Source organism: Paractinoplanes ferrugineus (assembly GCF_016862195.1).
GTDB classification, from domain to species: Bacteria; Actinomycetota; Actinomycetes; order Mycobacteriales; family Micromonosporaceae; genus Actinoplanes; species Actinoplanes ferrugineus.
In genome coordinates, this window is record NZ_BOMM01000003.1 from 184950 (window position 1) to 198554 (window position 13605).

Annotated in this window: 11 protein-coding genes; 4 read left to right on the forward strand and 7 right to left on the reverse strand. The window is 70.5% G+C overall.

What is annotated here, in order from left to right; translation table 11 throughout:
• The first annotated feature begins 92 nt into the window (after window positions 1–92).
• On the forward strand, window positions 93–1178 hold the full coding sequence (locus Afe05nite_RS03660) for a cellulase family glycosylhydrolase (protein ID WP_203815501.1): 1086 nt from the start codon (window positions 93–95) through the stop codon (window positions 1176–1178).
• On the opposite strand, the gene Afe05nite_RS03665 is transcribed toward Afe05nite_RS03660, so the two are convergent.
• From Afe05nite_RS03665 to Afe05nite_RS03695, 7 genes are read right to left on the reverse strand one after another with little or no spacing between them, the layout of a single operon-like run.
• On the reverse strand, window positions 1150–2307 hold the full coding sequence (locus Afe05nite_RS03665; protein ID WP_203815502.1) for a glycosyltransferase family 4 protein: 1158 nt from the start codon (window positions 2305–2307) through the stop codon (window positions 1150–1152). The genes Afe05nite_RS03660 and Afe05nite_RS03665 overlap by 29 nt on opposite strands.
• Window positions 2304–3437: a glycosyltransferase family 4 protein gene (locus tag Afe05nite_RS03670; RefSeq protein ID WP_203815503.1), complete on the reverse strand. Its 1134-nt coding sequence runs from the start codon at window positions 3435–3437 to the stop codon at window positions 2304–2306. Before Afe05nite_RS03670 ends, Afe05nite_RS03665 begins: the two co-directional genes overlap by 4 nt.
• Complete coding sequence (locus Afe05nite_RS03675; RefSeq protein WP_203815504.1) at window positions 3434–5791, reverse strand: hypothetical protein; 2358 nt, start codon at window positions 5789–5791, stop codon at window positions 3434–3436. Before Afe05nite_RS03675 ends, Afe05nite_RS03670 begins: the two co-directional genes overlap by 4 nt.
• Window positions 5788–6888, reverse strand: coding sequence for a glycosyltransferase family 4 protein (locus tag Afe05nite_RS03680; protein WP_203815505.1), 1101 nt, complete (start codon window positions 6886–6888; stop codon window positions 5788–5790). Before Afe05nite_RS03680 ends, Afe05nite_RS03675 begins: the two co-directional genes overlap by 4 nt.
• A gap of 4 nt (window positions 6889–6892) precedes the next feature.
• Window positions 6893–7621 (reverse strand): polysaccharide deacetylase family protein, encoded by a 729-nt coding sequence (locus Afe05nite_RS03685; RefSeq protein ID WP_203815506.1) that lies wholly within the window; start codon window positions 7619–7621, stop codon window positions 6893–6895.
• The gene (locus Afe05nite_RS03690; RefSeq protein ID WP_203815507.1) at window positions 7618–8106 is read right to left on the reverse strand and encodes a hypothetical protein; all 489 of its coding nucleotides are present in this window, start codon (window positions 8104–8106) and stop codon (window positions 7618–7620) included. Before Afe05nite_RS03690 ends, Afe05nite_RS03685 begins: the two co-directional genes overlap by 4 nt.
• A complete protein-coding gene (locus Afe05nite_RS03695; RefSeq protein WP_239117525.1) occupies window positions 8103–8876 on the reverse strand; it encodes a glycosyltransferase family 2 protein in 774 nt (257 codons plus the stop codon). The genes Afe05nite_RS03690 and Afe05nite_RS03695 overlap by 4 nt, the downstream gene beginning before the upstream one ends.
• 688 nt (window positions 8877–9564) lie before the next feature.
• Here Afe05nite_RS03695 and Afe05nite_RS03700 point away from each other — a divergent pair.
• From Afe05nite_RS03700 to Afe05nite_RS03710, 3 genes are read left to right on the forward strand one after another with little or no spacing between them, the layout of a single operon-like run.
• Window positions 9565–10779 (forward strand): hypothetical protein, encoded by a 1215-nt coding sequence (locus Afe05nite_RS03700; RefSeq protein WP_203815509.1) that lies wholly within the window; start codon window positions 9565–9567, stop codon window positions 10777–10779.
• A gap of 7 nt (window positions 10780–10786) precedes the next feature.
• On the forward strand, window positions 10787–12064 hold the full coding sequence (locus tag Afe05nite_RS03705) for a lipopolysaccharide biosynthesis protein (protein WP_203815510.1): 1278 nt from the start codon (window positions 10787–10789) through the stop codon (window positions 12062–12064).
• Window positions 12061–13305 carry a polysaccharide pyruvyl transferase family protein gene (locus Afe05nite_RS03710; protein WP_203815511.1) on the forward strand — a complete coding sequence of 415 codons (1245 nt, stop codon included), beginning with the start codon at window positions 12061–12063 and terminating at the stop codon, window positions 13303–13305. Before Afe05nite_RS03705 ends, Afe05nite_RS03710 begins: the two co-directional genes overlap by 4 nt.
• The last annotated feature ends 300 nt before the right edge of the window (window positions 13306–13605 follow it).

The window sequence follows — 13605 nt, forward strand, 5'->3', positions numbered from 1 at the left end:
TCGCTGACGATCAAGATAGGTTTTATCGCATGACTCGGTCCTTGAGTTGGCGCCACAAATTGGTTTTCGCATTTGTTTTGATCTTGTCGTTGGTGGTGCTCAATTTCGTGATCGACAATTCTCGGGCCACCGGACCGGCGACCCGATCGCTGAAGCTCGGGGTCTCGTACGGCGACCGGCTCGTCTGGATGTCCGACGCCGAGTTGGCCGCTGCCCTGGACGACGCGGTGACGCTGGGAACCGGCTGGATCCGGGCCGACCTGTCGTGGAACAACATCCAGCACGAGGGCCCGAGCGTACGCAAATGGAAGCTGTTCGACCGGGTCGTCGCCGCCGCCCGCGAGCGGCATCTGAAGATCCTGCCGGTGCTCGCCTACACCCCGCCCTGGGCCCGCCCGGCGAACTGTGACTCGCCTTCGTGCGGCCCCGCCCGGCCGGCCGAGTTCGCGGCGTTTGCCCGGGAGGCGGCCACCCGGTATGCCGCGAAAGGCATTCACACCTGGGAGATCTGGAACGAACCGAACCTCGCCACTTTCTGGCTGCCGAAACCGGCCCCGGCCGAATACAACGCGCTGCTTCAGGCAACCGCGAAAGCCATCCGAAAGGTCGATTCGGCGGCGAAGCTGGTGCTCGGTGGCCTCGCGTCGTTGTCGACCCGGGACCACAACATCGCGCAATCCGAATTTCTCGATCAGGTGTCCGCGCTGGGCGGCAACCGGGTGGTGGACGCGATCGGCTACCACCCCTACACCTATCCCTATTTGTGCAGCGCCCGCACCACTTTCCGCACCCCGTGGGAGTGGATGGACCACGGCCCCGGCAGCCTGCGCGGCGTGCTGCGCGCGCACGGAACCGCGGAGATGCCGATCTGGGTCACCGAGATCGGCGCGCCCACCGGCGGACCGGGCGGCGTGTCCGACGGCACCCTGGCGTCGATCAAGTCGGGCACGACGCACGTCACCGAGCACCGGCAGGCCCAGATCGCGGCGGACGCGGTGCGCACCGCGGCGGCCGACCCCAATGTCGCCGCCCTCGTCTGGTACGCGGACCGGGACCCGAGCACCGATCGCTCGTCGAACGAGAACTTCTACGGACTGCGCCGGGCCGACGGCTCGGCCAAGCCGGCCTTCGCCGCCTTCCGCGCCGCGATCAGCGGATTGCGCGCCGAGCGGCCATGACCCGATCGAAAACCTCGACGGTACGGTCGGCCTGGCGCTGCCAGGACAGCTCCGCCTCGACGTGCGAGCGGCCGGCCCGGCCCAACCGGGTGGCCAACTCGTCCGAGTCGAGCACCTCGCCGAGCGCCCCGGCCAGTGCCGGGATGTCGCCGGGCGGCACCAGCAGCCCGTTGCGGCCGTGGGTGACCAGGGCCGGGATGCCGCCGACGCGGGTCGAGACCACGGGCCGGCCGCAGGCCATCGCTTCGATCAGGACGGTCGGGAAACTGTCGTAACGGGTGGGCAGCGCGAGCACCCGCCCCCGGGTGTACGCGGCGGCCAGCGCCAGACCCTCCAGCCGGCCGTGGAACGTGACGTGGCCCCGCAGGCCCAGCCGGTCGGTCAGCTCCCGGTAGGTGCCGATCGCCGAGCCGGTGCCGAGCACGTCGAGGTGCACCTCGGGTCGCTTCACGCGGAGTTGGCCGACCGCCCGAAGGAGGTCGGCGAGTCCCTTGTAGGCGGTGCTCGGCTCGAGGGACGCGGCGAAGACGATCCGCGGCCCGGCCGGCACCGGGCCGGGCCGGTAGAGGTCGAGGTCCGCGCCGGGGGTGATGACGGTCGACCGGCCGGCGAACAGCCGGGGCTGATCGGCGGCGACGTAGTCGGAGGCGCACACGATCTCCCGGGCCCGCGCCGCGGTGCGGGCCAGCAGCGTACGTTCGTAGGTCGCACAGACCGCGTCGGCGGGCCGGCTCCCCGGGCGCATCCGGCCGGTGTGGTAGGTGAGCACGAACGGGGTTTCGCCGCTGGCCCGGCCGGCCGCGTCGGCGTACACCGGGACCGGCGCGTGTCCGTTGACCAGGCCGACCCCTTCGTCCTGGATGATCCGGCGCAGCGCCCGAACCCAGCCGAGGCCGAGCGGGGTGTTGGACAACCGCAGCGGAGCGCCGAGCCGATAGACCGGGCCGTGCTCGCCGTCGAAGCGCCCGGCTCGCGCACCCGCGGTGGCCGTGGTGGCGACGACGACCCGGCGGTCGTGCCGGGTCCGCAACTGGTGTGCGAGGTTCCACACGTAGTTCTCCACCCCACCGGTCTTCGGCGGGTAGTACGGCGCGGCGAGCAGGATCGCCTGTCGACGGGTCGTGGTCACGCGCCACCCACCAGGTCATAGGTGCGCAGCAGGCCGGTGGCGTGCTCGTCCCAGGCGAAATTGGTCATCGCGAACCGCCGCGACCAGGCGCCCGCCCGTTCCCGGCGGGCGGCGTCCCCGGCTATCGCCCGCAGCGCCGCGCGCAGCCGGCCGGCGTCGCGCGGCAGGAGAGTGACGTGCTCGCGGGCCAGGCCGTAGGGCGCGTAACCGGGATCGTCGGTGGTGACCACCGGCAGGCCGCTCGCCATCGCCTCCTGCACGGTCAGCGGGAAGCCCTCCGACTCCGACGGCAACGCGAAGACGTCGCAGGCGCGGTACACGTCGGCGAGCTCGGCCGGCGGCAGGGCACCGAGGTGGTGCACGCCGGGCCGGCCCGCGAACCGGCGCAGGTCGCTGCCGTCGCCCGCGAAGACCAGTTCGTAGGCCGGGTCGGCGGCGTTCAGCAGCAGGTCGTAACCCTTCTTCTCGACCAGGCGGCCGACGAACAGCACGAGCAGCTTCTCGGCCGGCAGTCCGAGGCGTTGCCGCAGGGCGACCCGGTCGGCGTCGGAGCGGATCGGCCGGAACAGCGTCGAGTCGACGCCGTTGGCGAACAACGCCACATCTTCCTGGCGTACGCCCTGGTCGCGGACGAACTCGCCGACCTTGCCGTTGACCACCAGCACCCTGGCCGCCCGGCGCAGCAGTGGCCGGCCGGCGATCCGATAGACCACCCGCTGCCCGCCGCGGACCAGGACGGACGGGTGCGCGACCAGGCCGACGTGCTGGGTGAGCAGGTACGGCGTCCGGGTCAGCACGGCCGCGAGGCCGGCTGCCCACGAGGTCGGGTATAGGCAGTCGTGCACGTGGATCACGTCGGCCCAGCGGGCCCAGCGCCGGGCGGTCGCGAGCAGGCCGGGACCGAGGACCGGGAACGGCACCCCGGTACGCCGCTCGATGCCGTTCCAGGCGGCCTGCCGGATCACGCGTACGCCGCCGTCGGTCGTGGACGTGGAGCGCGGGCCGCTGGTCAGCACCGTGACGTCGGCGCCCTGCCGGGCCAGATGGGTGGCCTGCTGGTGGACGACGTTCTCGATGCCGCCGACGTGCGGTGGGTAGTAGTGGCTGACGAGCAGCACCCGAATTGTCATCTGTAGATCGCCGCTCCATCGCTGCTGTAGATCTTGTTCTTGGTCGCGTCGAGCACGCCGAACGGATAGCGGTAGGTCATGGCGTCGCCGCGGTAGAACGCGGTTGCCTCTCCTTTGTGGACCGTGGCGTAGCTCAGCAACACGTAGCTGTCGGTGCGCACCAGCGTGGGGAAGGTGTCCCGGACATCGGTCGCCGACGTGCGCTCGCCGAGCCACCGGGCGGCGCTGCGGTCCTCGGGATGGACGTAGTAGATGTCGTAGTACTGCCCGCTGTTGGCGAGCTGCAGTTGCGCCGGATAACCACCCAGCAGCGTCGGCACCACCCCGGTCAGGTCCAGGAACAGCGCCATCACCAGGCCGAACGCGAGGCGCACCGACAGCCGGGTGGTGGTCCAGCGAAAGCTCCAGACCGAGGCGGCCGCGACGAACGGGGCGAAGAAGATCAGCCCTTGCTGGAAGGCCCGCAGCACGCCGTAGTCGACGGACAGCTGCGGCAGCACGGTGAGCACGCCCAGCAGGACCAGCGCGCCGGTGGTGAGCCGGATCTGGTCGGGGGGCGCCCGGAACGTGCGGCGCCTGGCGAACGTGGCCGCGACCAGGCCGACCAGCAACAGCAGCTGGAGCACTCCGGCCGCGGCCTGCCGGACGAGGCCGTTGAACCCCGGCACGTTCACGCCGATCCGGTCGAGCAACGCGCCGAAGCCGGTGAGCGGCATGGCCGACTCCGGGACCACGCTCATCGGGTGGCCGGCGAGGACCGGCAGCGGCAGCAGGGCCCCGCTCGCCCGCTCGGCGCCGGTCTGCTGCTCGGTGAACGCGACATAGTCGCGCAACCGCTGCTCCGCGCTTACCGCCGCGCCGCCGAACAGGCTGTAGCGGGTGTCCGAGGAACCGGTCGCACTGGACTTGCCGAGCAGGTTGCCGACCGTCGCGGCGACGGTGACCCGCACCTGGCCGCCGGTGTCGGTGGCGGGCCCGGTCCAGGCCACCGCCCCCACCGCCACCAGCGCGATCATCCACCAGGTGACGAAGCCCGTGGTGCCGGTCGGCGGCCGGGAGCGGACCCGCCGCACCAGCCGGCCGCCGTAATCGATGCCCAGGGCGATCCCGAAGGTGACCAGCACCAGGTAGGTCGTGGAGTAGTGGGACAGCACGATGCCGAGCAACAGCACCAGGACCAGCGGACGGCGGGCGCGCAACGGCCGGGCGGCGTCGGTGATCACCACCATCACGCAGCCGAGCAGCAGGAACGCGATCTCCTGGCGGGCCATGAAGGTCATGTCGGTGAAGAACGTCGGGAAGGCCATGAAGTACATCGCCGACAGCAGCGCGATGGCCTGCGACGCGACGTTGCGCACCGAGCGGTAGACCAGCACCGGGGTCAACGCGAACAACAGCGGGAAGACGGCCTTGAAGACGTACTCGCCGGGGATGCCGGTGAGCCGGGACAGCAGCACCGGCAACAGGTTGATGCTCAGACAGGCGTTGTACGGCTCCCGGAACGCGCTGATGTCCCAGCGGTCCAGGTTGTCGGTGAGCCGGAAGACCTCGTACTCGAGCTGGATGTCGTGTCCGGTGATGAACCATCCGCGTAGCGAGTTCAGCAGCAGCACGGCCGCCGCGGCCAGGACCAGTCCGAGTCCGGTGACCGTGGAAGAGTGCCTTTCCCGGCGCCGGAACAACACGATCAGCAGGGCCGCGACCGCGAGCAGCGCGACCACGCTGACGGCCCCGCTGAGGCCGTTGTTGAGCCGGGTCGCGCCGGCCACCGCGAGGATGATCGCGGCGGCTCCGAGCAGCAGAACCGGGCCGGCGCCGGCCGGGACCGCGAGTCGCGACCACGTCCACCGGCCGGTGATCGGGGCGGCGGTGGCCAGCCCGGTGACGACGAGCAGCATCCCGGCGCCGAGCGGCAGCCGGGTCAGCGGATGCGGCGCACCGATCGCCGGCAGCGCGGTGTTGACCAGCAGAGCCAGCAGGATCGCGGTCAGCACGGTCAGGCCGATCGAGACCAGCACCCGGCCGTCCCGGGTGCTGACCCCGCGCGCGCTTATCGAGTACCACAACGTCGCGGGGGCGCCGAGCACGAGCCAGAGACCCGCGACCAGCACCACCAAGGCCGGGGTCCACGGCAGCGACACCAGCAGCGCGGCGAACGCGGTGCCGCCGAGCAGGGCCGGCCGGTCGGTGAGCCGGCTCAGCACGACCCGCCAGCCCGGCCGCGAACCCCGGTGCACATGACCCGAGCAGGCGGAATGACATTGCGGTGGGCGGGCCGGGCTGGGCTGGGCCGAGCTGGGGTGGGGCGGGGCCGGGATGTTCGGCCCCCGGTCGACGGTGGCCAACGGACTCACGACAGCACTTCGGCGTATACATCTTCGACCCGCCGGACGACCGTGGCCCAGTCGTGTTGGCGGGCTGCGGTCACACTGCGGTCGCCGTGCGCCTGGGCCAGCAGCGGATCGCCGGCGATCGCGTCCAGCGCCTCGGCCAGCGAAGCCGGATCGGGCCGGACCATCAGCGCGACGTCGCCCAGCAGGTCGGTGTTTCCGGGAACGGCGGTGGCCACGATCGGCAGCGCGGCCGCCATCGCCTCCAGTGCCACCAGTGGCATGCCCTCCTTGTCGGACGGCAGGACGAACGCGTCGGCGTCAGCGTAGGAACGGGCCAGATCGGCACCGAGCCGGGCCCCGACGAAGGTGACGTTCGTCAGGTGGAGCCGGGCGGCGAGCTCGCGCAGTTCGGCTCGCAACTCGCCGTCGCCGACCACCGTGAGGTGGATCGGACGGCGCACCAGGCTCATCGCCTGCAGCAGCCGGGACACATTCTTCTGTGGACTGAGCCGGCCGACGAACAGCAGCTCGAGCGGCCCGTCCGACAGCCGCCGCAGCGGCCGGGCGGCCATGAAGTAGGCGGCCCCGACCCCGTTCGGAACCACGAAGATCCGCTCCTCGCGGACCCGGTAGGTCTCGTGCAACCACGCGGCCTGGCTCCGGGTGAGCACGATGACCCCGGCGGCGGCCCGCAGGACCCGAGCGAAGACATGCTTCTTGTACGCGGGTAGCAGCCACCCGAGTCGACCGCTGCCGTCCACGTCCAGATGGAAATGCACCAGGAACCGTTGCCGGCGGATCAGGGCGACGAGCGCGACCAGTTCGGGCAGGACCGCGTGCGCGGTGTGCAGGTGCAGCACCGCCGATCGGGGGGCCCGCAACAGCGAGCCGAACAGGCCCGGGGCCAGCGGCGTGTGCGCGAACTCGATCGAGCGGTGCCGGCGGACCTGCACCGCGCCGACCCGCGACCGGCGGGGCGCGTCGCCGGATCCGATGGTCGTGGTGAGCACCCGCACGTCGTGCCGGTCACCGAGCCCGGTGGCCAGATTCTCGACGACCCGTTCCAGTCCGCCCAGATGCGGCGGGTAGTACGGGGTGATCTGCATGATCGTCTTCATCGGCTCAGACACCCAGCGCGAGCAGGTCGCGGTTCGCCACATAGGTGACGTCCGGCCGGCCGGAGACGTGCTCGAGCACCCGCTCCAGCCGCTGCCAGTCGCCACGGGCGTCGACCTCCCAGCTGTGGCCCCAGAGGTGGAAGACGCCGCCCTCGGTCCGGCACGTCTCGAACCACTTGATCGCCAGCTCGTCCCAGGACAGGAACAGCTTGGCCGCGGTCCACGGCCGGCCCCGGGCCATCCGCAACGCGAGCGGCCCGTCGACCCGATGCGCGTACGCGTTGACCGTGGTGTCCATCTCCAGCGGCGAGCCGGGTTGCAGGGTGCTGCGCCGAACCGTACGGGCCAGCGTGAAGCCGAGCTCGCCGGTGATCCGTACGTGCGCCTGGGTGTAGTCGCCGCACGGATAGCAGAAACTGGTCAGCGGCTCCCCGATGATGTCCTCCAGGTGTTCCTTGCCGGCCTGGATGTCGGCCCGGGCAGCGGCGTCGGACAGGGTGGGCAGCCGCCGGTGCGTCATGGTGTGCCCGCCGATCTCGAACCGGTCCGCGAGATCCCGGACCCCGGCCGGGGACAGCAGGTCGGCCGGGCGCCATTCGACGTTGCGCGGGGCGAGGTAGAAGGTGGCGGGGATCGCGTACTTCGCCAGCAGGGCGGCGAGCCGGTCATCAAGGCGATGCCCGTCGTCCCAGCTGGTCGTGACGACAACCTGGCGGGGCGGCGCCTCGGTCACGGTGTGTTCTCCTTGCGGTCGATTCGGTAGTGCAAGGTCTGCGGTTGCCCGATCAGGGCAACCCGCACCAGGTACGAGCCGTTCGGCGCCGAACCGGGGATCGGCAACCGCTGTGTCACCGCGGCGGGCACCTCCGGCCGCACCCGCAGCGCGGCGGTGGAGGTGTTCAGCACGGCCCCGCTCGGGCCGGCGAGGGTGAACCGGACTTGGCGGTCGCGGTCCGCCGCACCGTGCTCGAGCAGGGTCACGGCGACGACGACGGCCGACCCGGCGCCGTCCGGCCGGATGGCGGGTACGCCGGTGAAGTACAGCTCGGCGTACTCGGCCGGCAGCCGGGTGAAGGAGCGGCGCAGTTCCAGCCGCCCGGCCGGGGTCCACGCCGCCACCACCGCGACCACCAGGGCCGGCAGAATCAGAAGTCGCGCTGATCGCCGGCCTCCGCTCCGCCCGGCACCGGGTCCTGGCCGGCTCAGTCGGCCGGTCATGCCCTGGTCAACTCCTCCGCGGGCGAGGCGGCGACGACGTCCGGACTGCAATGGCGGCCGACCGACGGGACGACGGGCATCTGCGGCGTACGGCGGAACCGGTGCTCGAAGAGCTGCAGGACGTTGGCGACGCCGTCCGGCAGTGCGTTCAGCTTCACCTCGCCGGCCCGTACCCGGTAGTCGATGGGAACCTCGAGGCAGCGGTAACCGGCCATGGTCGCGGAGTTCTTGATCTCCTGCGAGAACGCCATGCCCGTCGAACGGACGTCGAGGCCACGCCAGACGTAGTCGCGGAAGACCCACATCCCGGACTGGGAATCGCGTACCGAGTTGTGGAACAGCGAGCGGCTCAGCCGGCTGAGCGCCCGGTTGGCGACCGCGTGCGAGGGCTTCATCGCCGCCCGGTTGCGGGGTAGCAGCCGATTCGTCGTCATGAACTCGATGTTGTTCATGGTGAACGTCCGCAGCAGCTGCGGCAGCGCGTCGAACGGGTAGGTGAGGTCGGCGTCCCCGGTGGCGATCACGTCCCCGGACGCGGCCGCCAGGCCGGCCCGGTAGGCGTTGCCGTAACCGCGCTTCGGCTGCAGCACGACCCGTGCGCCGAGGCTGCGGGCGACGTCGCCGGTGCCGTCCGTCGAGGCATTGTCGACCACCACCACCTCCGACTCCCAGCCCGCGGACCTCAGCTCCGCCACCGGGATCGCCTTCATCAGCGGTGGCAGGTTCAACGCCTCGTCGAGCGCCGGGATAACGATGGACAGCGTTTGCAATGCGTCTCCCCAATTGATGGACTCATCCGAAGAATGGGCGGGCATCCCATTGGATTGCGAGGGCCCGCCATTCCTGATGATCTCGCCGGAACGGCCGGTTCAACCTCGGCCCGGTCCCAGCCCACGGCCGAGAATAGGGGCTCGGCGAATCGATTAGCATCCTCCCGGAGGGGGACGACGAATCGACAGGGCGGATGGCCGAACGGTCGATTCCTGGTTCTTCGCAACCGAACCATTCGTGAACCGTTCTCGGTGAACACCCGATGACCTCACCCGACGGAGGCGCTTATCGGTGCTGCCGGAGAATGCATTCAAGGCGGACCGGATCGGACCGAAGTACGCCGTATCCGCTCCGCCGTTGGGTCGTTATCCCTGCTCGACACAGTGGACACGGGGCGCCACCCGCGCGGGTTAAGCCGGACCGGTGCATCTATGGGATTTGCGCGTACACAATCGCGGACGTATTACTGATCACAAATCTGATGGGGATCGGACAAAGTTGTGTACGCATTCCGGACGGAACTCAGCCATGATCAAAAATTCCCGTGTGAGGTATGGATTGCAACCGATTGTTCTGGGCCGGCCGACGATCAACGGCGCGAAGCTCACCGTTCCAGTCGATCCCGGGGCCGCTCGCCAGTGGTTTCGGGACGACGCATTCCGGGTCGAATACTCGAACCTCGATGGATTGGCCGACCTGGACCCGGCGGTGCTCGTGGTGCCCGCCCTCGGCAACATCCTGACGCTCGCCTATGCCCTCGGCATACCGATCGAGGTGGACCGGGTCGACGCCGCGTACGCCGCCGCCGCCGACCGGCTGGCCGAGACGTTCGGCGCGATGTACCCGCGGTTCGACGTCAAGGGATTCGAGCTGCGAGGCGAACGGGTCGGGCCGGTGGCCCCGGTCACGGTCACGGTCAAGACCGATCCGGCTCTGCTGCTCTTCTCCGGCGGCGCCGACTCCAGCTCCTCGCTCATCGAGCACCGGCGTGAGGTGCGCGCCCTGGTCACCGTGTGGGGTGCCGACGTCCGGCTGACCGACCAGACGCTGTGGGACCAGTTGTGCAGCGTGGTCCGCGACTCCGAGCTGACCGCCGACCGGCGGCTGATCGTGGCCCGGGCCAACCTGCAGGACCTCATCGACGGCCCGGCGCTGACCCGGAAGTTCGAAAGCGGGTTCATCGACGGCACCTGGTGGGGTTCCGTGCAGCACGGACTGGCCCTGACCTCGGTCACCGTCCCGGCCGCCACGGCGCTGGGCCTGTCCCGGGTGCTGATCGCCGGCAGCGACTTCGGCGGCCTCGACCTGCCGTGGGGGTCCTCGCCCCGCACCGACAACCAGATCCGCTGGTCGGGCGGCCAGGTCGAGCACGACCAGGCCGACCTGTCCAGAGCCGACAAGATCACCAAGGTGATCGCCCCGTACGTCCGCGGTGGCGGCCGGTTGAATCTCGCCATCTGCTACCAGCCGGGGCGTGGCCCGGACGGCTTGAACTGCGGGCGGTGCGAGAAATGCCAGCAGACGATCACCCAGCTGCTGCTTGCCGGGATCGCGCCGGACGCCGTCGGGCTGCCGATCTCGCCGCAGTCCCTGGCGGCCGGCCGCCGGGCGCTGACCCGGGGTTTTTGGCACGGCGACGACGGCCATCGCGCGGCCTGGCGGCGGCTCCAACTCGACGTGCCGGCGACCCTGACCGGCCCGTGTGCCGTGCCGTACATCCGTGCGCACCTGGAGTGGTTCCGCACCGCGAAGATCGTGATCGGTACGAGCGACGCGGCACCCCGGTGGCACCGGGTCGTCCTGGGCGTGCAGCGCCTCGGCGCGCGGACGCTGTCCTGGCTGCCGTTGCAGTTCCGCAAATGGTGCTCACGCCGGGTCGCCCGGCTGTTGGGCGAGGGCTGACCGCCCGGTGGCAGCGCAACCGTTGCCGGTGCGCCGGTCCGGTCCCACGCCCGAGCGCCGGCGGGACATGCTCCTCGACAACTCGTTCTTCATCCTGGCCACCAGCGTGGCCACCGGAGCCGGCGGATTCCTGTTCTGGACGCTGAGTGCCCGGCTCTTCAACCCCGCCCAGATCGGCCTGGCCAGCGCGTTGCTCAGCGCCTGCGGCACGCTCGCCTGGTGCAGCCTGCTCGGGCTCAACCAGACCCTGGTCCGGCGCCTGCCCGGCAGCGCGGCCCCGAGCCGGTTGATCAACACCTCGCTGGTGCTGATCGCGGGCGCCGGGCTCGTGGTCGCCACCGGCTACGCGCTTGTCGTCCCGTCGTTCGTGCCCGCCCTCGCGGCCCTCCACGACGTGCCGGTGTTCCTCGCCTTCGTCCTGGTGACCGCCCTGACCGGGGTCAACCTCGGCACCGACGCGATATTCGTCGCCCACCAGCGGGCCCGGTTCAACTTCGCCATCAACGGCCTGCTGCAGAACGCGGTCAAGCTGGCCGTCATGCCGGCCCTGGTCTGGCTCGGGGCGTACGGCGTCTTCCTCTCGGCCGCCATCGCCACCGCCGCCACCGTGGCGGCCAGCCTGATCGTCCTCGTCCGCCGGTTCGGCTACCGCCCCCGCCCCGAAGTGGACGGTGGTGCGGTCCGGCGCGACCTCGCCTTCTCGTCGCGTACCTACGTGGCCGAACTGTTCGACCTGGTCCCGCCGCTCATCCTGCCCCTGCTCATCGTCCGCTCGCTGGGACCGCAGTCGACGGCCTACTTCCTGATCGCGTTCCAGATCGCCAACCTGCTGTATTCGGGCATCTACGCGGTCACCCAGGCCACCTTCGCCGAAGGGTGCCGCCGCCCGGACAGCCTGCGCGAGCTGGCCGGCCGGTCGGCCCGGATGCTGCTGCTCGCCCCGCTCGGCGGGCTCGTGCTGGCCGGCGTCGGCCCGTACGTCCTCGGCGTGATCGGCCCCGCATACCGGGCCGGCGGCACCGGACCCCTGGTGGTCCTCAGCCTCGGCGCGGTCGTCGTCGCGCCGACCGCCCTGTCGGCCGCGCTGCTCAAGCTGACCGGGCAACTCGGCGCGCTGGTCTACGCCACCGCCCTGCGCAACGGCATCATCTGCCTGCTCGCCGTCGTCCTGATGCCACACGGCCTGATCGGCGTCGCCGGTGCCTACGTGGCCGGCGAGGCCATCTCCCTCGTCATTCCTGCCTGGGCGTTGCTCCGGCGCTCCGTCTGGAAGGTCCGACTGTGAAAATCCTGCTGTCGCACGCCTACTCCCGCCACAACGCCGGCGACGCCGCCCTGCTCAGCGTGCTGATCCAAGACGTACGCGACGTCTACCCCGACGCCGACCTGACCGTGCTGATGATGGACGAGGTGCGGCCGGGGGAGACCTTCGACGAGGTCCCGGTCCGGCCGTTCCCCACCCACCGGGCCCTGCACCGGTTCTCCTCCCGAGCCGCCAAACTGGGCCACTGCCTGGTCACCCTCGCCTCGACCACGCTCGCCACCCGGGTGCCGGCGCTGGCCCAGCGCCGGCTGATCGGCCGCGAGCTGGCCGAATACCTCCGGCTCTGCCGCGAAAGCGACCTGGTGGTCTGCGTCGGCGGCGGCTACCTGCGAGGAAAGCCCGCCTTGTCGAGTACGTTCGAGCTGAGTCTGCTGCTTCAACCGCTGATGCTGTACCGCTGGATGAAGATCCCGACAGTGCTCTACGCCCAGTCGGTCGGGCCGTTCGCCAACCGGGCCCAGCGCTGGATGGCCGGCCACGTGCTGCGCAAAATCGACCTGGTGATCGCCCGCGAGGACATCAGCCTCGGCATCCTGGCCGGCCTGGGTGCGACCACCAACGTACGCCGATCGGTTGATTCCGGATTTGCCTTCGACACCGCGACCCAGGTGGACATCCGGCGCCGGGTCGGCGCCGAACCCGACCGTCCCCTGGTCGGCATCACCGTCCGGCAGTGGCTCGACCCGGCCGGCCAGGAACGCTACGAACGAGCGATCGCCACAGCCGCCGACACCGCCGTCGAGGAATTCGGCGCCACCGTCGTCTTCGTCCCCCAGGTGACCAGCGAACGCCAGGGCGACGACGACCGCATAGCCGGCCGCCGGGTAGCCGCCCGAATGCGCCGCCCCGCCGCGGTCCTGGCCGACAGCTTCGACCACCACACCATCAAAGCGCTGTACGGCGGCCTGGACCTGCTCATCGGCACCCGCTTCCACTCGGTCATCTTCGCCATGACCGCCTCCGTGCCAGTGCTCGCCATCGAATACGAGCACAAGACTTCCGGCATCATGCACGATTTGGGCCTGGACGAGTGGGTCTACGACATCGCCACCGTGGACGGCCCCACCCTGGTCACCGGCCTGCGCCGCCTGTTCGCCCAGCGCACCCAGGTGATCACCCAGCTCGCCGAACGCCTGCCCGCCTACCAGGCCCAGGCCCAGCAGGCCAAACGCCAACTCACCACCGTCCTTCGCCCCACCTAATGGGTGCCGGCTATCGCGAGCGAGCTCAGCCTGAGGTCGGCCCTCTTAGTTCTGCCCGTTTCATCACCCGCGTTGGCGTCGGCTTGGGGGATCGACACCCCTTCGGTGAAGATGGGGCCTCCTTCGTGCGGGAGACCCCATCTTTCCCTGAAGTTGCATTGCCTCGACCCCATCACCGCAGTCGCCCCGAACGAGGCTCACTCCCCAGCCAGTGCCGACGCCGTCGCACCTGATGTTGCCGCGTCAGCACCAAGCTCGGCTCCGCAGTCACCTGAACCCAAAGTCCCGCCGCGCACCCTT

Excerpts from the sequence above, each read along its gene's own strand:
- Afe05nite_RS03680 (WP_203815505.1), bottom strand. The coding sequence starts at position 6,888 with ATGAAGACGATCATGCAGATCACCCCGTACTACCCGCCGCATCTGGGC.
- Afe05nite_RS03690 (WP_203815507.1), bottom strand. The coding sequence starts at position 8,106 with ATGACCGGCCGACTGAGCCGGCCAGGACCCGGTGCCGGGCGGAGCGGA.
- Afe05nite_RS03670 (WP_203815503.1), bottom strand. The coding sequence starts at position 3,437 with ATGACAATTCGGGTGCTGCTCGTCAGCCACTACTACCCACCGCACGTC.